Source organism: Streptomyces sp. NBC_00310 (assembly GCF_036208085.1).
Taxonomy (GTDB): domain Bacteria; phylum Actinomycetota; class Actinomycetes; order Streptomycetales; family Streptomycetaceae; genus Streptomyces.
Genome location: NZ_CP130714.1, coordinates 916,367 through 937,157 on the forward strand (window position 1 = coordinate 916,367; position 20,791 = coordinate 937,157).

Here is a 20,791-nt window from a genome sequence, read left to right on the forward strand (position 1 = left end):
TTCAGGGCTCGCATTGCGGCAGGCCGCAATGCGAGCCACCGGCCTGACGGACGGGGTGCGGTTCGGCTACCGTGAGCGCTTCCAGGACCGGCTGTACGGGGGTGCCATGGCCGCCTCAATCACCCGCTCGCGCCGCGCCGCCATCGTGCGCGAGGCCGCCCGGATACGGACGCGGTGTCAGCGCGACGGGTACACGAATGAGCAGGCCGCGGCAGCAATCCATGACGCCCTTCCCGAGGTCACGCAACTGGAGGCGTGGCGCCTCGCCCTGGGCTGGTCCCGAGCGGACACCGTCAACCAGGTAGGAGAGCTCTACCGAGCCGACGGACTGATGCCGCCCGGCTTATCGGAATCGATGCTGTGCCGGTGGGAACACGACCTCAACGAGCGGCCGGGCGGGGACTACGCAGTAATGCTGTGCCGCGTCTACCGCGCCCGGCCCGAGCAACTGGGCCTTCATCAGGTCCGGCGTGTACGGCAGTTGTCCGCGTGGACGGCGGAGCTGATCGGGTACGGTCACCACGACGCTGGCGTCGCCGCGTCCGGCAGGCAGGAAGGGGCGGAGCAGATGACCACCGACGCTGGGCTTCCGTCTGTCAGAGAATCCCTCCAACTGGCGCTCCTGGCCGAGCCCGACGGCAGCGCCCTGGTGGCCGAGCTCGCCGAGGCCGCAGCCGACCACTACGCACTGAACTACTCCCGGCACCCGGTACCCGTGCTGTTCAAAGAGGTTCACGCCACCCGCGCCCTGCTGGCAAGGGTCCTCACCCCGGGCGGGGCGAGCACCGATCTGCAGCGCCAGGTCGGCCGGCTCTCGGCCCTGCTGGGCAATCTCGCCTTCCACTTGGACGATCCCTCCGGCGCCCGCACCCACCTGGGAACCGCCGCCGCGTACGCGGACCGGTGCGGCGATGCGGCCCTGGCCGCTTGGGCCTACGGGGCGCTGAGCATGGTCGCGCGCAGCACCGGCAGTCTCACCGCTGCGCTCACCTACGCCGAACGCGGCGCCGGCACAGCCCCCCGCGGACTCCCCCGCGCCCAGCTGCACGCGTGGGCCATGCTGCCCACACTCGCCCAGCAGGGCCGCGACCGCGAGGCAGCCGGTGCGCTCGAGGAAGCACTGACCGAACTCGACGCCGACCCCGTCGGCGAAGCGCCGGGCCGGTTCGGTTTCGACACTGCAGAGTTGACCCTGCATCAGGCCGAGGCACACCTCGCGCTCGGCCGCACCGAGCAGGCCCGCTCCCGCGCCGAAACTTCCGCGGCCACGTGCACGACCGGTACGCCGGGGTGGGCCGCCGCCACCCTCGTCCTCGCCCAGGCCGAGGCCTCCACCCAGCCGACCGACGCCGCACAGCGAGGCATGGATGTGCTCGACCGCATTCCGCCCAGCCGCCTGCGCTCCACCGCCCGCACCCGGCTGAAGCGACTCGACGCCATGCTCGCTGACCGCCCGGCCGACAGCGTGGCAGACCTGAGCGAACGCCTCCGCACCCTGCCGCCCCCGGTCGACGCCTTCGGCGCCGCCTCCGCCTGATACGTCTACGACCTTGGCCGCGCCGACTCACATGAGGCAACGTCCAGCGTCGGCTCGACTGTCTGCATCGGACGACGCTTGAAAGGGAGTCCCCTGGGAGTCCCGCTCCGGCAATCCGTCACTGTTCGTGTGCGGTGAGTGATTGGATGGCTGGGTGGAAGAAACCGCCCGTCACCCCCTGACCGTCGCGCGGATGGCCCGCGGCATGACGCAGGATGCACTCGCGGCCGGCATCCAGGCCGCAGCCCGCCGACAGGGCCTGCGCTCGGGCACCGACCGGATGCGGGTACGCAAGTGGGAGCGGGGTGTAGAACCCAGCCAGGAATCCCAGGTCTACATCGCCGAGGCGCTCGGCCTGCCCGCGGACATCGTCCGCGGCGACGACTGGCCGAACTGGCTCCCGCTCACGGCCAACGGCGTCGTTCCTCTCGGACCCCACAGTTCCGTGCCCGCACTGAGAGAGGCCCTGCGAACAGCGATGGACCGCCGCACCTTTTTCACGATCTCCGGCGTCGCCCTGTCCGCGCTGGCCGCGGACTGGGCCGTCGGCCCTACGAGCGCGCTCGCCCAGGCCCGCGACGGCAAACCGATCGGCGAGGACTTCGTCGCCTTCCTGGAGAACACCACCCAGGAACTCGCCACTCACGCCACCGAGCAGCGACAGCACACCGCCACGCTGCTGGATGCCCACCTGTCCACGGTGACCGAACTGCTCGAACACGGCCGCTACACGCACGCCCTCGGGCTGCGGCTGCACACCCTGGCGGCCTCCCTGTCCCAGACTGTCGCCTGGCACCGCTTCGACCTGGGCCGCCACACCCACGCCAGCCAGAACTGGATCGCCGGCCTGCACAACGCCCACGCCGCCGGGGACCGCGACATGGGCGCCGGCCTCCTGGGCGACCTCGCCTACCAGGCAGCCTGGCGAGGCGACCACACCACCGCGGCAAACATCCTCGACTACGCCCTGACCCGCGCCCAGAACCCCGCCGCTCGCTGCCTGCTCCAGCTACGCCTCGCCCGCACCCTCGCCGCACAGGGCGACCGGAGCGAACGGCGAGCCGTGCTGCGCGCCCTTGCCGCGGCGGAGAAACACCTGGGCGACGCCGGCGCCGACCGGCCCGCCTGGTGCGCCTGGGTGTCCGAAGCCGATCTCGCCGTGGACTCCGGCCAAGCCCTCCTGGACCTCGGCGACACCGGCCGCGCTCACCGGCTGATCACTGAAGGCGAAGGCCTGCTGCCCCCGGCCCGGGACAAGACCCGCGGGGTGTTTCTCGCCTACCGTGCCGCGAGCTACCTCGATCTGAAGGAACCCGAGCCCGCCGTGGCCGCCGCGGCCGAGTCCCTGCTGCTGGCACGTCGCATCGGAGCACCTCGCTGCGTGCAGCTTGTCGACGACCTTCTCCCCCGCTTCCAGCACTACCAGGACGCCCAGGGCGTTCCGGAACTCCTCCAGCTCGCTGCCGCATAGCCGGAAGGGCGAACCGGGGGCCACCGATGCGGTGGCCCGTCACACCGGCAACCTGACCGCCGCGTACAGGGAGGCGGAGAGCGGCGCGGCGGTGACTCCGCCGGTCTGGCGGCGGCCTGACCTCAGGGGTGGCGAAAGCCGCGGTCGGAGTCGCGGGCCTGACCAGGGTCGAAGGCGGCAAACCAGTCGTGCGGGGCGAGATTGATCATGCCCAGTGACTGATGGATCTCGTTGTCAGGCTGCTCGACGCCGTCGAGGGAGTGGTCGAACAGCATCAGAACGTCGTGATCCTGGAAGAGGACGTCGGAACAGGCGCCCCAGTCGAAGTCGCCCCGGTCTTCGGGCAGGTTTGCCACGGTGTCACGCACGAGCCGCGGCCGGTTGCGCGTCAGGTCTTGGGCGCGGGAGATACCGAGGTGCAGGGCCATCTCCTCGCCGGTGCAGCGCGGTTCGACCTCGGCGTTGGACGAGCAGTCGGCGGCCAAGTCGTCGAAGGCCCGGGCCATCTGCCGCCGCCAGGAACCGTCCTGGTGCCAGGTCACCCGCGGCAGCGAGCCGAAGAGCCCGCCGGCGCTCCGCTCGGCCGGCTGATCCCCCAGCCCGGACACCTCCTGCCACGCCTGGTCCGATAGTTCCTGCAGGGCCAGGTACAGCACCGCTCGTGTCCTCGGAGTGAGGACCTCCTCCCCTTCGTCGTCTTCGTCCCAGTCCTCGCTCAAGGGGGCGGTTCCGCCGTAACGGGCCCGGGAGCGCAGGTGCTCGCGCACACGGTGCGCGGCCTCTTCGGGAGCAGCGAGCGACGTGTCGATGATCAGCAGTTCGTCGGAGAACGGTTCGGCGCTCAGCAGGACGCCCGCCTCCGTGAGAAGGGCCGCCTCCGTGTCACCGGAGACCCGTGGGAGGACCACTGCGTACTGGTTGTCGGTCAGCCGGTCGATGATGCTGGAGGTCAGCCCGGCGACGATCCAGGGATCGTCCCAAGGCGCGGCGATATGAAGGTCGTCGACTACGAGGACATTGCCCGGCAGGTCGACGAACGTCTCGTATTCCGGGGTGAACTGGCCGTCGACGTCGAAGAGTTGGCCCGCCGCTACCGCGGCGAGGGACTCCTCGTCGGCCATGCGCTCGCCCAGGTTGTGGGCTTTCCAGAACTGGCCGCGTGTCGCACGCACCCGGGCCACGGCCTTGTCGTCGGAGAGGAGGGAGATCTGCCAGGTCTGGACGCCCTCCGCGGCGGGATCGACAAGCCGGTGCGCATGCCGGAACTCCAACGTCAGGGTGCTGGGATCCGCCTTGGCGGGGGACGTGGTTGCCTGGTCGGTCATCGACTTCCTCTCACCGTGCAGCCGCTCGCGACGGCGCGATCCCAGGCTAGTCAGCACGAAGCCCGCCCCGTGCGCCATCGGCACACAGCACCCGATCCAGCGTCACCCGGCTTTAGGAGCCCGGGGTCAGGAGGCGTGGGAGCCCAGGAGCACGCCGGCCAGCGTCCCGGCCAGCAGGAACGGGCCGAACGGGATCCTGCTCGTACGGTCGGCCCGGCCCGCGAGCATCAGGCCGATGCCGTACAGCGCGCCGAGCAGGTACCCGGCGAACGTCCCCACCAGGACGATCGCCCAGCCGTACCAGCCCAGGACAGCCCCGAGGACGAGCGCGAGTTTCACATCGCCGAACCCGAAGCCCTTGCTGATCAGGAAGAGCACGAAGTAGCAGGCTCCCAGGATGAGGGAACCGAACAGCGCGGACGTCCAGCTGCCGCCGGCGTCGGGCAGCACTGCGGCGACGCCCAGCAAGGCGAGCGCGGCCGCGGCAAGCGGCAGGGTGAGCGCGTCGGGCAGCCGGTGCGCCGCGAAGTCGACGGTGGCGAGCAGCACGGCGGCCGGGGCGAGCAACAGCCAGACCACCACCTCCGGGCGGGTCCCGGTGGCGGCCGCCAGCAGCGCGCAGACCACGGCCGTGACGGAGGCGATGGAGAGAGTGCTCGGCCCATAGGCGTGCCCGGTGGCGCAGCTAGTACGCCCCAGCCATCCATTGCCGACGCCGGTGAGGGGATGTCCGGCCGGGCATGCCGACCGCCAGGGCTCCTCGGGCGGTACGGAGAACCGGTACGCGGGACGGGGTATGAGCACGCCCGTGCCGCAGCCCCACAAGGCGGCAGCTGTGATGATCAGCAACGTCTCCACCGGACGGAGCCTATGCTCAGCTGCGCTCGGTCCCCTCCTGCAGGGTTCCGGCCAGGGCACGCGTACACGTGGTCGGCCGCGTCAGTCGTCAGATGTCTTCGCCGGACGATTTTCCGTGCGGGCGCGGCTCCACTTCTCCTTGAGCTCGTGCCACGTGTCGATCACCTTGAACAGGTCTCGCATGAACGAGTTGAGATCGTGCAGGAGCGCACGCAGGAACATCAGCAAGAGGCCCGCTATCGCAAATACGGCGACGATGATCAAAACGATGTGGTCGGTCTCCACCGGCGGCCTTCCCTTTCCCGAGGGGAAAGCCGAACTGGGTGAAAGGCAGCCTCAGCTCGACCACCCTCAGAGCGGTCGTCGCTGAGACCTGCCGACGTTCAGCGTCTCCAGCAGCGCGTGTCCGACGCGCGCGGGTACTGCCACCGTGGAGCGGGTGCAGTCCCTTGCTCAATGCTTAGGACTGCGTTCGATCCCACCTGTAAGTTCCTGATACGTCGACTCAGGGCCGCCTGCAGGCGAAATCAGGCTAACTCGGACGTGACCCCCCGAGCCAGCACCATCGGGATAGATCGTCATCGCGGGAGGCGCAGTAGATCTTGCGCTCGGCACCGGTCAGGCGCGTTCCGTCCACTCCTTGAGCGCCGCGGCAAGGGCGCGCACGTCTACTTGCCCGGCCGCCACCTGATCGGCGAGGTCGGCGGCCTCCTTGGCGGTGAACCGTACGGGAAGGCCGCTGGCGTGCAGGTAGCCGGCCGCGACCGTCGCGCCGAAGAGGTCGTTGCTGTGCTCCAGGGCCGGCACCCGGGCAAGCGAGTGGAAGAGAGCGGCAGCCCGGTGATGCGGCCGCGGGTACACAGGCTCGTCCATGACGCGGAAGGCATGCCGCGCTCGGGCCGCCTCCAGCGCTCCCCAGTCCGTCACGTCAGGGTCGCCCAGCTGGGTGCGGGCGATCTCCGTGAGCCACGGAAGATCTACCGTGAGGTCCACTGAGTCGCTGCCCGCCCTACGCCGCGGACGCGGTGGGCCCGGGTTCCGGGCCGAACCGGCTGGCGAACTCCTCGCGTACCCCGGGAGTGCTGAGGAAGAGGGCGCTGCCCTCGAGGAACCGCGCCTTGTTGAGCTCCTGGGCCAGGACGCGTCCGGCGTACACCGTCGGATCCTCGTGCCGCTCGTGCGCTTCGCGCTGCAGCTGTGCCCACTGCTCGTCATCGATCTCAATGCGAAGTTCCCTGGCCATGCCCCCACGGTAGCCGGACTCGGCGCCTGGTGGGGAGGGCTCTGAGCAGAAGGGGCTGTGCCGCGTCGTCGCCGTGGCGAACGCCTGTCCCGCCCGCGGTCTGCGGGCCCCGGCCGGTGCGAGGGGTACATGTACCGCATGGCTGGTGAGAGGGTGCGGTGGCCGGTGGTCGTGGACCGGGCACGGGAGATCGTGGAGGGCTACGAGGGCGGCGTCACGCTGCGCCAGGTGATGTACCGGCTGGTCTCCGAAGGAGTGCTGCCGCACACGCCGTCGATGTACCGGCGGCTGTCGTCCCGGCTGGCGCACGCCCGCCGGGAGGGGCGCTTCCCGGATTTGGTCGACGCCCTCCGCGAGGTGCATGCTCCGCCGGCCTGGCCGGATGCGGGCACGTTCTTGTCCGAGGCAGTCGGCTGGTTCGGCCTCGACCGCACCCAGCGCCAGAAGTACGCGCTCTATGTCGCGGCGGAGAAGGACACCCTCCGGCAGTTGCTCACCGGCTGGCTTGCCGAGTACGGCATCCCGGTCCTGGTGGTCCGCGGCTTCGGCTCCCAGTCCTACGTCGACGTCGTCCGCGAACGCACCGCCCGAGACGGCCGCGAGGCGCACCTGGCGTACATCGGCGATTTCGACTGCTCGGGCTCCGATATCGAGCGCGACTGGGTAGAGCGCACCGGCTGCTGGAGCCGAGTCACCCGGGTGCTGCTCACCTACGACCAGGTCCGCGAGCACGAGCTCCCGGCGGCCGAGGGCAAACGCGGTGATCCCCGGTGGAAGGCCTTCGCACGTCGCTACGGTTTCGACATCGAACGCCCGGTGCAATGGGAGGTCGAAGCCCTCGAACCGGCCGAGATGCAGCGTCTGGTCCTCGCCGCCGTCGCTCCTTACATCGACCGCCAGGTTCTCGCTCAGCAGATCGCCCGCGAGGACGACCAGCGCCGCGCCCTGTCCGAATTCGTGCAGCGCTGGGGCGCGGCGGATCAAGGAGGCGGGACGTTGTCGTAGGTGTACTCGACCGGGGCCTGGGCGGCCTGCGCGCAGTGCAGGACGACGGCCTTCTATCCGGCGGCGACTTCATCGGCCAGTCTTCCGTCCTGCGCGGTCTACGCCCAACCCTTGAGGGCGATCTGTAGCTGCGGTGCGCAGGCGGGCGGGCCGTAGCCGATACGCTGCGCGTCAACGGCCGCCGGGTGAGAGGAACAAGCAGGTCATGGGGCGTCAGCAGCAGTGGTGGGGGCGGGGCCTGGCGGCTGTGGCGTTGCTCGCGGTGGCCGGGTGTACCGCTGTCGACGACACAGCGTTCGACCGTGCGCAGGACGCGAAGCCGTCCGCATCGGGCAGCGGGGCCGGCGGCGGCCAGGCAGCCGACGACACGACCCTGCCGGGCGTGCCCGGCGTGGAGCAGGCGCGGGAGGAGCTGGCCGGGCTGGCGGTGGCCGCGCACGGCTCGATGTCCGGCTACAGCCGCGCCAAGTTCCCGCACTGGGCGGAACAGGACGGCTGCGACACCCGCGAGCGGGTCCTGGAGCGCGACGGCACCGATGTCGAGCAGGACGACGAGTGCCGGGCCGTGTCGGGCGCATGGGTGAGCGTGTACGACGACGAGACGTTCACCGACGCTGGCGATGTGGACATCGACCACACGGTGCCGCTGGCCAACGCCTGGCGCTCGGGGGCCGCCGCCTGGACGCAGGACAAGCGCAGGGAGTTCGCCAACGACATGGACCACCCACAACTGCTGGCGGTATCGGCGTCCTCCAACCGGTCCAAGGGCGACCAGGGGCCGGACGAGTGGCAGCCGCCGTCCAAGACGTACTGGTGCATTTACGCCCGCTCCTGGGTGTCGGTGAAGGCCACGTACGGGCTGTCGGTGACCGAGGCGGAGAAGAACACGCTCACCGACATGCTGGACACCTGCTCGTGACCGGCAACGACAGCCCGCCCGGACGGCTGGTCGACGCGGCGACGGCGGGGCCCGGCGGGGCGATGACCGACGACGTCGGCGTCATCACCGGCGACCTCACCATCGCCACCAGCCTCCGGCCCGACGGGCGCGCCCAGATCGCGATCCAGTACACCGGCGCGGAGGAGTGGTACACCCTCACCGGCAGCCCCGCCCCCCTGCCGCCGGGCGGGCTGGCCGCGCTCCACACGGACGTCGTCCAGCGCGTCCGCCACGGAGACGCGGCACAGGCCCCGCATTAGCCGGGACGCGGGAGGCCCGGCGACCGCGTTCCGCCGAAGGTCTTCAGCAGGCGTAGGTCTTTCCGTCTGCCGCGGTGTTCCAGTTGCAGGAGCTGATGGTGCCGGCGGCGGCGTTGTTGTCGGCGCTGCCGGGCTTCTTCAGCCGCAGGTCGGGGTTCTTGGCGGTGCTGGAGTTGAGCAGCACGTGCCGGCCGTAGCCGCGGTAGATGTGGTGGTTGCCGCTTGAGTCCTTGCGGTTGGTGCCGCTGCCGGTGTGTACGTACGCCTTCGCTTTGGCGGGAAGGCTGTAGGAGGGCAGCGCGCGGCCGTAGGTGTTCGTGGTGATGTCGGGGATGTAGCCGCCGGTGTTGACCGTCTTGGTGGTGACGTTCTTGATGATGAAGTACTCGCCGTTGAGATTGACCTGCTTGCCGTTCTTGACGTCGGCCCCGGCCGCGTTGGGCCGGGCGTGCGTGACCATGAGAGTCCCGCTGGTGGAGGCCGCATGGGCGGGCATCGGCAGAGCGATGACGGTCACCGTGGCCGCGGCAAGGGCAGCGACACGTGAGGAACGGCGCAAAGTGGTGCCTTTCTCGTAACCGGGCACGGGCAGAGTCCCGGGCCCAGGGAGCGGCGCCCAGTCTGCACCAGATAGGGACTACACATGGTGAGATTCTGTGATTTGCATTCCCTTCGGTCGCAGCCTGAACTCAGGGACCCGGCAGGGCCGCAGCATCGTTGCGGCGCTTGCCGCCGGTTCCGTCGGCCAGTGGCCGGTACCCCGCCCGCCGTTGCATGTGGAAGGCGGGGACGGCGCGGCTGACAAGTTCGCGAACGGCGGGTTGCCGACGACCGGGCGGGCCCACTGGGGTGGGCCCGCCGTCAGTGTCAGCGGTGGGTCTCCCACCACAGGATGATCAGGGTCACCGCGCCGCTGCCGAGCCTGTTCGCCGCGCCCTGGAGAAACTGGATCTGGAGATCCTGCCCATGGCTTCCGAGCCATTTACGCAGGCGACGGCTGGCATCCATGAGCCGCCTGCCCAGGCGTGCCCAGTGCTTCGGCCCGTGGTTCGCGTTACTCTCGTCCAACGGAGTTCCTCTCGTTCTAGGCGTGCTGGAACACCGCGCAGGGAGCCCTCCCAACACCGTGGCCTGAGAAACCGGTTGGGATGCAGGGCTCCTTCTGCGCGTTCAGGAGAGCCTCATCGGCGGCCGCTCACAGTCGGTTCCGCGTCGTAGTCGTATGTCCGAGCGCCGCAGCCCATGGCCGTGCTGAAGGTGCGGGCAGATGACGTGAGCTCAGCCGTGAGGTGAGGCCCGGCACAGGGTGTATCGCTCGGTGCGGTCAGCGGCGGGTGAAGTCGTGCAGCCGGTCGGCGAGTTGCTGGTCGGGGCGCCGGACGATGATGCAGGAGCCGGCCTTGTCGGTGGCGAGGCGGTCGACTTCCATTTCGAGGCCTCCGGTGGGCGGGCTGGTGAGGCTGGAGCCGGTCCTGCGGACGTACAGGGCGACGGCTTCCAGGGTGGCGAGGAAGGCGCTGTCGGGGGCTTCGGAGTCGAGGACGTCGTGGGTGACCTCGTGGAGCCAGTGCCGTGCCTCGCGCGTCTCGCCGAGGGCGAGGTGGTGCAGGTGCAGGCAGTAGGCGGCGGCGCGGTGGCCGGCGCCGGCGGCGAGCTGCCACCAGAACTGGGCGCTCTCGCGGTGGTCGGTCAGGTGGAGCAGGCACGCGAACACCAAGGCGCCGTCGACGTCCAGCTGGTCGGCGGTCACCGCGTCGGGTTCCTGGGCGAGGCGGTCGACGTGGTCGGCGGCGTCGGGCTTGTTGAGGACCCAGCGGCAGACCACGGACAGCCGCTGGGCGGCCTCCGCGGCACGGACCATGTCCGGGTTCGGTGTCGCCGACGCGGTGGCTGCGTCGGCGGCGAGCCGGCGCAGCGCGGCGCCGACGTCGAAACCCTCGTGCCGGCTGGTGGGGACACGGGCGTCGGCCAGGAGGGCGTCGATGGTGGTGCTCACTGTCCCGCTCCTTTCTTGCTCTTGTTCGGGGAGGCCGGCAGGCGCAGCTGGATGCGCAGGCGTTCCTTGCCCTTGCGGCCGTGGTAGTCGACGGTGCGCGTGTCCAGGCCCATGTAGCGGGCGATCTGCTTGGTGGGGTAGCCGAGCAGATGGCGCAGGGCGATGACGGTGAACTGCCGGGTGGGCAGCTGGAGGATCGCCTCGTACAGGCCGTTCGTGCTGCTGGCGATCTCCAGCTGGCTGCGTACGGCTTCGAGGTTGCGGGCTATCGGCGCGTTGATGAGGAAGGCCGGCGGGCGTCCGTCTTCCTTGAGGCGGCGGGTGACACAGCGGTGCAGCACCGCCAGCGTCTGCTGCTCGAGGTCGCCCTGCTGCAACAGATCCTCCCAGCCGCCCAGGATGGCCAGGAACACCTGGTGGACCACCTGTTCGGCAACCCGGCGGCTGCCCAGGTGGATCTCCGCGAAGTCGTGGAAGAACTCCTGATGCCCCAGATAGAAGGCCTCGAAGTCCAGCGGCAGATCGGGAGGGGCCTGGACGAGCTGGCTGTGGCCGCCGTCCTGGGGCGATACGTCAGTGACGTCGCCGTTGCCCATACGTCCTCCATGCGATGCGGGCACCGGCCCTCTCCATTGAGACCGGTGAGATCCAGCGCGGGCCAACTCGCCTGCGCAAGCGCCCGGTTGGATTGGGCCCTCACGCACCACCCTGTCGATTTTTGGGGCCTGAAACTCATACGACCCTCGAAAATCGTCACTCACCGATCTCAACCATAAGCGGAATGTGAGTTCTCTTATCGAGCAGATGTTCTGCATGGGTGCGTTGAGCTGGGGAAACGAGGCCATGCGGAGAGGTTCACTGTTCAAGAACCGACCGGTTCGTGGCAGAGGTCACACTCTGCTCGTTTCTGTACAGGCATCCGGCGAAGCACTCCTGTCATCCACGGCCCCCTGCGTGCAGAGCTGATCCTCCGTCACCTGATCGAGGGGCGTGCGGTGGGCAGTGTCGGTCACTTGCCCTTGCCGATCTGGTCGACGCGGCCGAGGACAGGTCCAAGAACAGGTGCTTTTGGATGCGGCCCCTTGGGCCGGGACATCCGCGTCCTGGCCCCGACCGGACCACCCCGACATCCTGACTAGCCGCGGCAGCCTCGCCCTCGCCCTGGACGGGATGGGGGGAACATGCGCGGGCGGCCGAGCTGTACCAGCAGACCCTCGACGACCGCATCCGCGTCCTGGGCCCGGACCACCCCCAGACCCTGAACAGCCGCCGGGCCCTGGAGGCGGCGTTGGCCGCCTCACACACAACTCGCAGACGAGGCCGCTGGCTACGGCGCAGGACAATCACCGACTGAGCCCACGGCGCGTAACAGCCATCCCGGATCACGTCACCGTGACACCTTCACGATCGGCATCTTTCAAATCATGCGCATCGAGTGGCCTCTGACCTGCCGCCCCAGTCCTCGGCGGCCGTCAGCGGTACGGAGGCGGGCGGCTGCGCCGACGTCGTCAGCTCGATGCGCCGTCCCTCGGCCGACGAACGCAGCAGCGCGGTCATCGTCTCCAGTACGTGCAGGGCGAGTTCGCCGCTCGCGCGCGGTGCCCGCTGCGCGTCGGCGGCGATGAAGTCGAGCAGACCCACTCCCCGTGCGCCGTCGACGTAGCCCGCGGCCGGAGGGAGCGTGCGCCACTGCGTGTCGCCGAGTCCGAAGAGCCGAACGTCGCCGTCGAAGCGGTTCGGATCGGGGACGGTGAGGGTTCCCACCTCGCCGTGGACCTCGATCGGGGAGGCCGTGGTGGCCACCCCGTCGAAGCTCGTCGTGATCGTCGTCAGCGTTCCGTCCATGTGCTCCAGCACACCGGTGACATGACTGTCCACCTCCACCGGTATCCGCTCTCCCGTACGCGGGCCCGAACCGATGACCCGCTCGGCGCGCAGCCGGCTGGACGCCCCCGTCACGGCCCGCACCGGGCCCAGCAGATGGACAAGGGAGGCGAGGTAGTACGGCCCCATGTCCAGCAGGGGGCCGCCGCCCTCGGTGTAGTAGAAGTCGGGGTACGGGTGCCAGCGTTCGTGGCCCGGGGTGACCATCACGGCCGAGGCGAACAGCGGGCGTCCGATGCTCCCGGCGGCCAGGGCCGCCCGCGCCGTCTGCACTCCGGTGCCCAGCACGGTGTCCGGCGCGCACCCCACACCGACGCCCGCCCGCGCGGCGGCCGCCATGACGGCGTGGGCGTCGGCGAGCGTGGCGGCGAGCGGCTTCTCCCCGTAGACGTTCTTGCCGTGGCCGATGGCCCCGAGGGCGACGGCGGCGTGCGCCCCGGGCGTGGTGAGGTTCAGCACCGTGTCCACGTCCGGGCTGCTCAGCAGCTCCTCGACGGTCAGTGCCAGGACGCCGGGCAGTCCGGCGGCGACCGCTGCCGACCGGGAGGCGTCGAGGTCGGCGACCGCGGTCACGCGCACGGCGGGATGACCGGCCAGCGTGTCCAGGTACGCGCGGGAGATGACTCCGAGCCCTACGACGCCGACGCGGTGCGCGTCGCCCACAGCATGCCCCTCTCGATGGTGGTGCGGACGTTGGGGTTCTCCAGCACGTCGAGGCTGTGCCCCGGCGTCGTCACCACGATCCGCCCGGCCCCCCACCGACGGGTCCAGACCGCCGGTGAGGTGACCGGCCGGTGCCAGGGCTCCCACGGCCGGGTGGGATGCGTGGTGGTGGCCAGGACGTCGATGAGGTCGTCGTGGAGCACCCAGTACTGCTCGGTGTGCAGCTCGAAGTCCTCGATGCCCGCGGTGACGGGGTGCTCGCGGCCGGCTTCGGTGACGGCGATGGTGTGCGGCAGGAAGTTGTCCTCCGGCCCGCCCCGGCGCTCGCACGGTTTTCTGCCCGGGTGCGTGGCGAACTGCCCACCCACCAGGTGGAGATAGTCGGAGGAGGCGCGGAACGAGTCGGCGATGCCGCCGTGCCAGCCGGTGAACCCGGTGCCGGCCACGACCGCGGAGGTCAGCCCCGTGAGCTGCTCGCCCGTGATCTCCGACATCGTGACGCACTGCACGATCAGGTCGGTGCCGGCCATCTCGGCGGTGTCGGCGTAGACGTCGGTCGACTCCTCGACCCGGACGGCGTATCCGTTGCTCCGCAGGAAGGGCAGGAACAGTTCCGTCGCCTCGACGGGCTGGTGCCCTTCCCAACCGCCGCGGACCACCAGGGCTTTCTTCAGCGTCATCGTGATCTCACCATGCGCCGGGCGCCCGCGCTCACGCAAGAGGGCCGGGCCTCAGGAAAATTTCGCTGACGAGGCTCGGGCGCCGACCGTCCAACAGGCCGCGGTGAAGCGGACTTCCGTGCCGTGCACGAAGGGCTCGAAGGCGGCACGGACCGTCTCGACGACCCGTCCGCGGGTCTGCTCGTCCACCTCAGGCAGGTACATGCCCACCGGACCGAGCCGGGTGAAGTAACGAACCAGCTCCTGCTCGGGCAGGGTGCAGACCACGTCGACCGGCCGGATGTCGATCCCGGCCCAGCCGCTCTCCGCCAGGATGCGCCGGACCTTGTCCGCGTCCGCGAAGGCGAACTGTCCCGGCTCGTCCGGCCGGCGGACGGGCAGGTCCGGGAGCAACGGTGACGCGGCGCGCTGGGCCGTCGTCATGAACGAGTTCTCGGCCGGATCACGCCAGACGACGCACCGCAGCGCACCCTCGTCCCTGACCGTGCGCCGGAGGTTGGCGAAGGCCCGGACGGGATCGAGGAAGAACATGACACCGAACCGCGAGATGACGGCGTCGAAGGCGCCGGGTTCAAAGGCGTGGTCCTGTGCGTCGGCGCAGACGAACGACGCCGGTACGGCCTCCTGTTCGGCGTCCTCCCGGGCCGTGCTGATCATCGGTTCGGAGATGTCGACGCCGACACAGCGACCCCCCGGACCCAGCCGTCGCGCCACGGCCAGCGTGAGGCCGCCCGTACCGCAGCCGACATCGAGCACATGCCGAGCCTGTTCGGCGGCGACGGCATCGACGAGAAGCTCCTCGATGGGCCTGAACATCTCGTCCAGTACTCCCTTCAGCTCGCCCCACGCCTGACCGGCGGGCCCTTTCCAGCGGGCTGCCTGCTCGTCGTCGGCACTGCGCGCAGAGTCCACGGCTTCTCTCCTTCTGGTTGCCTTCGTCGTGGCGGGATGACAGCGTTCTACTTCAAGTCGACTTGAGGTCAAGCGGAATGGCAGACGTGGACATCGCCGATGTGTCGCACCGCGCCGGGGTCCCGGCATCGACCCTGCGCTATTACGAGGAGAAAGGTCTGATCTCCTCGACGGGCCGGCGGGGCCTGCGCCGCCAGTACGACCCGGGCGTACTGGAGCGGCTGGCGCTGATCGCGTTGGGGCGGACGGCCGGGTTCTCGCTCGACGAGATCGCGCTCATGTTCGCGCCGGACGGGCAGCCGCGTATCGACCGGCAGATGCTGGCTGCCAAGGCGGAGGAACTGGACCACAGGATCCGTGAACTGGGCGTACTGCGCGACTCCATGCGCCATGCCGCCGCGTGCCCCGCGCCGAGCCACATGGAGTGCCCCACCTTCCGCCGCCTCCTCGACGCCGCGGCGTCCGGCGGCGTCGCGGTTCCGGGCAGGCGGGCTCCCGGCAGATAAGGGACGTCAGCGCTCTTGGTCCAATCGTGGTTCGTGCTTTGCCCGATTCCCGGTGTCCCGTGGCTTCGAACGAGTCCATTGGCCCCAGGGGAACGCTTGAGTTCTAGCGATCGTCGCAACACCCCAGCTCAAGGGTGCGATGTTCGAGATCCGCAAGCCCCGGACGGGGCCCGGACCGGCCGCCCTAACGGGGGTGCTGGCGACCGGCCCCGGGGCTCTTACGGTGGCACGAGCAGCTGCACGTGAGCGTCTCCAGCGGCGCCTCCCACGCGGGTGCGCCCTCACGCCGTACCTCGAGCGGCCCGGCGCAGAAGCGGTGCATGTCGAGCTCGCACTCGGGCGCCTTCTTTACGGCCGTCACGGCTGGTCCGCCAGCGGGACGAGGCCGTGCGCTATCCGGCAGCGCTCGCACGCGAACAGCTTCCAAGCCTCACCGACCTGCATCAGGCGCGCGGTGTCGGACAGCCCGCTGTGCCAGCTGCACCAGGCGATCGCGCGCGGCAGCTCGGTGTCCACGGTCACCGGCGACGCTTCCGGCGAGCCGGGTGGTGATTCCTGATCTCCACGTTGAAGTCCGACACCCGCGACAGGTCACCCCGCGCCCTGGCCTCCGCACGCTGCCGAACCAGCGCCGCACACACCCCGCAATCGGCTGGCGGCGTCGGCTCGTCCAGCGGGAGGCCGAGCGTGACCGGCGGCTCCGGGATCGTCTGTCGTCTCATCCGCCGACCTCCACCAGCCGCCCCAATCCGGGACCACCCGTCGCGTTCCGTGTACGTGCCGTCATCACAGTTGGATGATGGGCTGGCACGCAGAGACGCAAATAGGTCGTGCCGTGGCCATCCGTGGCCACGTCACGGCCATGGCCGGGGGACGGCGCGATGACACCTCAGACTGGACAGGTGGGCCGCAACGATGCGCTGAGGGCGGCACGGCTACGGACGGGCTGGCGGACCATCGAGCAAGCCGCCGCCCGGCTGACCGAGCACGGGCAACGGCTCCTCGACGACCCCCACTTCACGGTGTCCCCGCGCACGTGGCGACGGTGGGAAGGCGACCGCCCCGGCTGGCCCCCGGAGGAGACCGCCATCGTCATCCACGACGCGCTCGGCCGCTGGCCCGAAGACCTCGGATTCACCACCCCGCCCGGATGGATCCGACCCGAGCACCACGAAGAGGAGCAGGTGAAGCACCGCGCATTCGCCTCGGTCACCGCGTCAGCTCTCGTCGCGGGACCGGTCGCCCCGCAGCACGTCGACCCCGCCCTGATCGACTACTTCCAGACCCAGTTGGAAGGCCACTACCGGGCGGACATGTTCCTCGGCCCGCACGACCTGATCGGCACCGTGGCAGCGCAGTACCAGCTGATCGACAAGCTCGTGCGCTCGGCGAAGGGCGATACTCGCCGAGGGCTCCTTCGAGTCGGGGCCGCGTACGCCGCGCTGGTGGGGTGGCTGTACCAGGACGCCGGCGACATGGACGGCGCCGCGTTCTGGCGGGGCGTCACCCAGGAGATCGCGATGCGGTCGAGGGACCCGCACCTGATCGGCTACTCCCTGGTCAACCATGCGCAGGTCCGTACCGACCTCGGCGACGGGCACGCGGTCATCAACCTGTGCGGGGCCGCGCTGGAGGACTCGCACCTCTTGGTGCCGAAGGTGCGCATCATGGCCTTGCAGCAGCAGGCCCACGGCGCCAGCCTCACCCACGACCGGGACGCCGTAGACCGGCTGATCGACGAGGCGGACGGGCTCCTCGCACGGGTCGACGACGATCTGCCGTGGGGCAACGCATGCAGGCGTACGCCCGGCTACCTCGAAGTGCAGCGCGCCACCTGCTACGGGCGCCTCGGCCTCGGCGTAGAGGCCGTCTCTCTGTGGGGCCAAGTCCTCGACGTCGTTCCCGAGACCGCGCGCCGTGACCGCGGCGTGTACCTCGCCCGGCACGCCACCGCGGCGGCCGGCGCGGGCGAGCCGGACCAGGCTTTGGAGATCGCCCGTGCGGTGGCGGACATCGCCGTCGAGACCCGGTCGGCCCGTATGCGGCGGGAGTTGGTCACCCTTCAGCGGGCGATGCGGCCGTGGCAGGATGCCCCGGTCGGCCGGGACCTGGCGGAGGTTCTGGCGCCTGTGACCGAGGGGAGCTGACGTGGCGGAGGCACCGGTGCCGCTGACCGAGGACGAGATCACGGCCGCTTTGGGGACCGTGCCGGGGTGGCGGCGCGAGGGGGATGAGATCACCCGCTCGTACGGGATCCGGTATCACGGTGGCGTGGCGATGATCGTGCACGTCGCGGACGTTGAGCGGCTGATCGGCCATCACGCGGACATCGATCTGCGGTGGGGGAAGCTGCGGTTCGGGATCACCACGCACGACGCCGGCCACAAGCTGACGGAAGCGGACTTCGACCTCGCCCGACGGATCGACGCGATCGCGCAGGCGCACCTCGCCGAGCCGCTCGACAAGTAGAGGGTCCTCACTGGTGTGGTGAGTACCCGGCGGTGACCAGCGGCCGGACCATCACACGATCAGGGTCACAACCCGGACACACATGTTCCACATGGCCTTCACGCGGCGCATGATGCGGATCTCCACCACACGCCCTCTGGGGGGACCATGAGCAACGCCACGCCGCCACCGCCCGACTTCCCGCCGCCGCTCCCGCCCGTCGCGCCGGCACCGAAGAAGAACCACACCAACGCGATCATCATCGGCGCGGCTACGGCCATCATCGCCACGATCATCACCACCGGCATCGTCGTCGTGCAGGCCACCAACGACGACAGCAAGCCAGCCACCACCACCTCCACCACATCGAGCGTCCCGGATGAGGACGATGTTGCGCCCGCTACGGAGGAGTCGGAGCCGACGTATGCCGCCCTTACCCCCACCGACTTCAAGATGGGGCTGCGCACCACTGAGCGGCAGTGTTTCGGGTCGGCGGGCTGCAACGTGACGGTCGAGCCGACTCTGTCCTACGTGGGCGCTTGGAACGGGGTCGATCCGGACGCGGTCTACTCGATCACCTACGAGATTCGTGGTGATGAGTCCGGGCCGGTCATCGAGACGGCTGAGTTGTCGGACGAGACGAGTTTGAGCTACACGGCGACTTCGATCAGCACGGCCTCGGCGAGCAAGAAGGTGTCCGTGGAGATCACAGATGTGGTGATGCAGGGGGGATGAGGCGGCCCACGCCGGACGTAGAGAGGCCCCGCACCGGATTCCGATGCTGTTGGTTAATCCGGGGCCTGGCGTGACGTCGACCTTCGAGACCCGGTTGTGGTCTTGAGGGCCGACGTTGTCGTGTGGGGTGGGTGCGGATGTCGATGCAGCCGAAGGGATCTGGGGAGATCCCGCGGAGACGGTGCGGGTGGCTCAGGCCGCGTTCCCGATGGGGAGTCTGGCGATCCGGGTGTGGGACGAGTTGGGGTCGTTGTTCACGGACGAGGAGTTCGTGGACCTGTTCCCGGTGCGGGGCAGGCCTGCCTGGTCACCGGGTCGGCTCGCGCTGGTACTGGTGCTGCAGCACCCGCAAGATGAAAGGGGCAGCGGCCGACGGACGGCGGGTGCCCCTTCAAGTCTTCAGCGAACGTAACCGGGTGATCGTTGACTGACCCTGGCGCGGCCCGAAAACGATCAATGCCCCGTCCGGATCAAGGTTTCCAGGTGCGCAGGAAGGACGCGATCCGGTCGGCGGTGCAGCGATGGCTGTTCAGCTCGTGGGCGAGGGCGGTGAGCTGTTCGCGGGTCGGGCTGACGGGGATGTTGCTGGCCTTGAGATACATGACAGCGACGGCGTAGGCGACGGTGAGGTTGGAGCGTTCCAGCCACCGGCAGCGGCCCAGGGTGTGCACCAGGGCGGCAGCGCGGGCGAAGGCTCCGTCGTAGACGGGAGTGTCGAGGAGTTCGCCGCGACGGCGGCGATGGGCACGCCGTAGTCGTCGGCGGCCGGATCGCGATGCCGCCCAGCGGCTCATCGATGAGCAGGGCGCGTTCCTCAACGACCTGGAGCAGCAGTTTGACGCTCCGTACACCCAGCAGCTGGCCAGCGCCCTGGTGGCTGCGCTGGACGCGACGGGCGAGATGGCCGATCCCGGTTCGGACGCGCTGTGGGTCCTGCTTACCGCGCTGGCATCCGGCGCCGCCCATGGGTACGCGCGCGTCATCGCCCAGCGTGCGTCCGTCGGCAGGGCAGCCACCACGAGCAGACTGCGGTTGGTGCTCGCCGAGTGGCCCCTGGTCGCCGCCGTGCTGCCCACGGTGGGGATCCTGCTTGGCGCGGTAGCCGGGTGGTGGGCAGAGGCCACGGCAGTGGACGCGGCCCTGCTGTTCAACACCGTAGCCTTGTTCGGCTGGGGCGCCTGGGCCGCTTGCACCGCCGGGCACGGATGGCTGTCCTCGTGCCGGGCGGGGGGCCTGGACATGCTGATCGGCCTGGTGATCATTATCGCGAATGCCTTGATCAAGTAGCCGGGCCGTCGGGTGCCATGTCGGCGGAAGGCCGCGAGTCCTTGATCCATGGACACCCTTCCTGTCCCGCGCTGCCGGTCCACCCTCCGCTGATGGAGCCCGCGACGTACGCCATCGACCCCCAGCCCACCGGGCCGCCCTGGCGACTGTGGGAGGAGGTCGGAGCGGACGCGGCTGCCCGGCAGGGCGTGTTCGCTCCGGTGTACCGCGTCTCCTTCGGCGCGCGGAACAGGATCGTCATCGCCCCCGGCGACTCCAGGTCCATGACCCTGATCCCCGACAAGTGCGAAGGCTACTGCCAGGGTGTGGATGGCCGGGCCGGCCCCAACCTGGCGTGCGATGGGTGCGGGCGGCCCGTGGCAACCCGCATGGACGACTGCGGAATGTGGCAGACGGTGTGGCTCGAGCCCGACGCGGTCATACGCCGCCCCTCGGGACTCGCCGCCGGTCCGCCTTCAGACTGGGACGATCTGGAACGCGCCGAGCATCGTGTCCCACCCGTCGAACCCGACGGGTCGTGGAGCCGTCGCTGGGAGGCGGCGGTCGGAGTCGCCCTGGCCTATCTCGTGGCGGCCACCGAGGACCACCCGGTGAACCTGCCGACCGGTCCCGTCGCCGAGTTGCTCGGCCACGCCGTCGGCCAGTACCTCCCCGCCGGGCCCGGGGCCCGGTTCGTGGGGCTGGCCGGCCCAGGGATCCACCTGCCACGGCCCCGCCCCGACATACCTCGTCCCCCGCCACCCCCTCACGGGGGCGCCCTGGCGTCCGCCAGGCGATGAGGGGGCTGTAGTGCCGCTGGACAGCGGGGTCTGGGCCTATCTCGCCCACCAGGCGAGACCTCGCCGATGCCCGCGAGCGGGGTCCTCCCGGAGGGCGTCCTGCGCGACGACTACCCCCTGCCGCCACGCCCCCGGTACCCGCTGACACCCCACCGGCGCGCCTTCGAGGACACCCTTGTCCGGCGACCCGCCGTACGCGCTCCCCGGCTGGGTGATGGCGCTCATTGAAATTGGCTCTGTCCGCAGTTCCGTGAAACGACCA

The 20,791-nt window shown here is 70.0% G+C and carries 24 protein-coding genes and 3 pseudogenes; 13 read left to right on the top strand and 14 right to left on the bottom strand.

The window, feature by feature from the left end; translation table 11 throughout:
• The first annotated feature begins 28 nt into the window (after positions 1-28).
• Together OG202_RS03970 and OG202_RS03975 are read left to right on the top strand one after the other, a co-directional pair.
• Complete coding sequence (locus OG202_RS03970) at positions 29-1,537, top strand: Twin-arginine translocation pathway signal (protein WP_327731324.1); 1,509 nt, start codon at positions 29-31, stop codon at positions 1,535-1,537.
• Between the two features lie 205 nt (positions 1,538-1,742).
• Positions 1,743-3,008 carry an XRE family transcriptional regulator gene (locus tag OG202_RS03975; protein WP_327731323.1) on the top strand — a complete coding sequence of 422 codons (1,266 nt, stop codon included), beginning with the start codon at positions 1,743-1,745 and terminating at the stop codon, positions 3,006-3,008.
• Between the two features lie 122 nt (positions 3,009-3,130).
• Here the strand turns inward: OG202_RS03975 and OG202_RS03980 are convergent, their stop codons facing one another.
• From OG202_RS03980 to OG202_RS04000, 5 genes are all read right to left on the bottom strand, one after another.
• Positions 3,131-4,333, bottom strand: coding sequence for a hypothetical protein (locus OG202_RS03980; protein ID WP_327731322.1), 1,203 nt, complete (start codon positions 4,331-4,333; stop codon positions 3,131-3,133).
• 126 nt (positions 4,334-4,459) lie between these two features.
• The gene (locus OG202_RS03985; protein ID WP_327731321.1) at positions 4,460-5,191 is read right to left on the bottom strand and encodes an A24 family peptidase; all 732 of its coding nucleotides are present in this window, start codon (positions 5,189-5,191) and stop codon (positions 4,460-4,462) included.
• An 81-nt stretch (positions 5,192-5,272) separates the two neighbouring features.
• A complete protein-coding gene (locus OG202_RS03990) occupies positions 5,273-5,476 on the bottom strand; it encodes a hypothetical protein (protein WP_327731320.1) in 204 nt (67 codons plus the stop codon).
• A 333-nt stretch (positions 5,477-5,809) separates the two neighbouring features.
• Positions 5,810-6,184: a fic family toxin-antitoxin system, toxin component gene (locus OG202_RS03995; protein WP_327731319.1), complete on the bottom strand. Its 375-nt coding sequence runs from the start codon at positions 6,182-6,184 to the stop codon at positions 5,810-5,812.
• A 16-nt stretch (positions 6,185-6,200) separates the two neighbouring features.
• Positions 6,201-6,434, bottom strand: coding sequence for a hypothetical protein (locus OG202_RS04000; protein ID WP_327731318.1), 234 nt, complete (start codon positions 6,432-6,434; stop codon positions 6,201-6,203).
• A 138-nt stretch (positions 6,435-6,572) separates the two neighbouring features.
• On the opposite strand from OG202_RS04000, the gene OG202_RS04005 reads away from it, so the two are divergent.
• From OG202_RS04005 to OG202_RS04015, 3 genes are all read left to right on the top strand, one after another.
• Entirely contained in the window at positions 6,573-7,439 is an 867-nt protein-coding gene (locus OG202_RS04005) for a hypothetical protein (RefSeq protein ID WP_327731317.1), read from the top strand.
• A 205-nt stretch (positions 7,440-7,644) separates the two neighbouring features.
• Complete coding sequence (locus tag OG202_RS04010) at positions 7,645-8,358, top strand: HNH endonuclease family protein (RefSeq protein WP_327731316.1); 714 nt, start codon at positions 7,645-7,647, stop codon at positions 8,356-8,358.
• A 62-nt stretch (positions 8,359-8,420) separates the two neighbouring features.
• Positions 8,421-8,639, top strand: a complete 219-nt coding sequence (locus OG202_RS04015; RefSeq protein ID WP_327732357.1) for a hypothetical protein — start codon at positions 8,421-8,423, stop codon at positions 8,637-8,639.
• A gap of 43 nt (positions 8,640-8,682) precedes the next feature.
• Here OG202_RS04015 and OG202_RS04020 read toward each other — a convergent pair whose 3' ends face one another.
• The 4 genes from OG202_RS04020 to OG202_RS04035 form a co-directional block, all read right to left on the bottom strand.
• Positions 8,683-9,156, bottom strand: a complete 474-nt coding sequence (locus tag OG202_RS04020) for a hypothetical protein (protein WP_327731315.1) — start codon at positions 9,154-9,156, stop codon at positions 8,683-8,685.
• Between the two features lie 350 nt (positions 9,157-9,506).
• Positions 9,507-9,707: a hypothetical protein gene (locus OG202_RS04025; protein WP_327731314.1), complete on the bottom strand. Its 201-nt coding sequence runs from the start codon at positions 9,705-9,707 to the stop codon at positions 9,507-9,509.
• 256 nt (positions 9,708-9,963) lie between these two features.
• Entirely contained in the window at positions 9,964-10,635 is a 672-nt protein-coding gene (locus OG202_RS04030; RefSeq protein ID WP_327731313.1) for a hypothetical protein, read from the bottom strand.
• On the bottom strand, positions 10,632-11,231 hold the full coding sequence (locus OG202_RS04035) for a sigma-70 family RNA polymerase sigma factor (RefSeq protein WP_316723611.1): 600 nt from the start codon (positions 11,229-11,231) through the stop codon (positions 10,632-10,634). Before OG202_RS04035 ends, OG202_RS04030 begins: the two co-directional genes overlap by 4 nt.
• A gap of 590 nt (positions 11,232-11,821) precedes the next feature.
• On the opposite strand from OG202_RS04035, the pseudogene OG202_RS46355 reads away from it, so the two are divergent.
• Positions 11,822-11,989, top strand: a pseudogene (locus OG202_RS46355) (hypothetical protein); the annotation flags it as partial.
• Positions 11,990-12,057: 68 nt separating this feature from the next.
• Here the strand turns inward: OG202_RS46355 and OG202_RS04040 are convergent.
• The 3 genes from OG202_RS04040 to OG202_RS04050 are packed head-to-tail and all read right to left on the bottom strand — an operon-like array spanning position 12,058 to position 14,774.
• Positions 12,058-13,182, bottom strand: coding sequence for a Gfo/Idh/MocA family protein (locus OG202_RS04040; protein WP_327731312.1), 1,125 nt, complete (start codon positions 13,180-13,182; stop codon positions 12,058-12,060).
• Positions 13,152-13,862 carry a ThuA domain-containing protein gene (locus tag OG202_RS04045; RefSeq protein WP_327731311.1) on the bottom strand — a complete coding sequence of 237 codons (711 nt, stop codon included), beginning with the start codon at positions 13,860-13,862 and terminating at the stop codon, positions 13,152-13,154. The genes OG202_RS04040 and OG202_RS04045 overlap by 31 nt, the downstream gene beginning before the upstream one ends.
• Positions 13,863-13,913: 51 nt before the next feature.
• Positions 13,914-14,774: a class I SAM-dependent methyltransferase gene (locus tag OG202_RS04050; RefSeq protein WP_327731310.1), complete on the bottom strand. Its 861-nt coding sequence runs from the start codon at positions 14,772-14,774 to the stop codon at positions 13,914-13,916.
• A gap of 77 nt (positions 14,775-14,851) precedes the next feature.
• On the opposite strand from OG202_RS04050, the gene OG202_RS04055 reads away from it, so the two are divergent.
• Positions 14,852-15,280, top strand: coding sequence for a helix-turn-helix domain-containing protein (locus OG202_RS04055; RefSeq protein WP_327731309.1), 429 nt, complete (start codon positions 14,852-14,854; stop codon positions 15,278-15,280).
• Positions 15,281-15,637: 357 nt separating this feature from the next.
• On the opposite strand, the gene OG202_RS04060 is transcribed toward OG202_RS04055, so the two are convergent.
• Complete coding sequence (locus tag OG202_RS04060; protein ID WP_327731308.1) at positions 15,638-15,802, bottom strand: hypothetical protein; 165 nt, start codon at positions 15,800-15,802, stop codon at positions 15,638-15,640.
• 380 nt (positions 15,803-16,182) lie between these two features.
• On the opposite strand from OG202_RS04060, the gene OG202_RS04065 reads away from it, so the two are divergent.
• From OG202_RS04065 to OG202_RS04080, 4 genes and pseudogenes are all read left to right on the top strand, one after another.
• Positions 16,183-17,427, top strand: coding sequence for a Twin-arginine translocation pathway signal (locus OG202_RS04065; protein WP_327731307.1), 1,245 nt, complete (start codon positions 16,183-16,185; stop codon positions 17,425-17,427).
• Position 17,428: 1 nt separating this feature from the next.
• Complete coding sequence (locus OG202_RS04070; RefSeq protein WP_327731306.1) at positions 17,429-17,749, top strand: 4a-hydroxytetrahydrobiopterin dehydratase; 321 nt, start codon at positions 17,429-17,431, stop codon at positions 17,747-17,749.
• 147 nt (positions 17,750-17,896) lie between these two features.
• Complete coding sequence (locus OG202_RS04075) at positions 17,897-18,463, top strand: hypothetical protein (protein ID WP_327731305.1); 567 nt, start codon at positions 17,897-17,899, stop codon at positions 18,461-18,463.
• A gap of 137 nt (positions 18,464-18,600) precedes the next feature.
• Positions 18,601-18,806 (top strand): annotated as a pseudogene (locus tag OG202_RS04080) (IS5/IS1182 family transposase); the annotation flags it as partial.
• 127 nt (positions 18,807-18,933) lie between these two features.
• On the opposite strand, the pseudogene OG202_RS04085 reads toward OG202_RS04080, so the two are convergent.
• Positions 18,934-19,238: pseudogene (locus tag OG202_RS04085) on the bottom strand (fic family toxin-antitoxin system, toxin component); the annotation flags it as partial.
• A gap of 17 nt (positions 19,239-19,255) precedes the next feature.
• On the opposite strand from OG202_RS04085, the gene OG202_RS04090 reads away from it, so the two are divergent.
• Positions 19,256-19,750, top strand: coding sequence for a hypothetical protein (locus OG202_RS04090; protein WP_327732356.1), 495 nt, complete (start codon positions 19,256-19,258; stop codon positions 19,748-19,750).
• Between the two features lie 92 nt (positions 19,751-19,842).
• On the top strand, positions 19,843-20,529 hold the full coding sequence (locus OG202_RS04095) for a hypothetical protein (protein ID WP_327731304.1): 687 nt from the start codon (positions 19,843-19,845) through the stop codon (positions 20,527-20,529).
• Positions 20,530-20,791 lie beyond the last annotated feature (262 nt).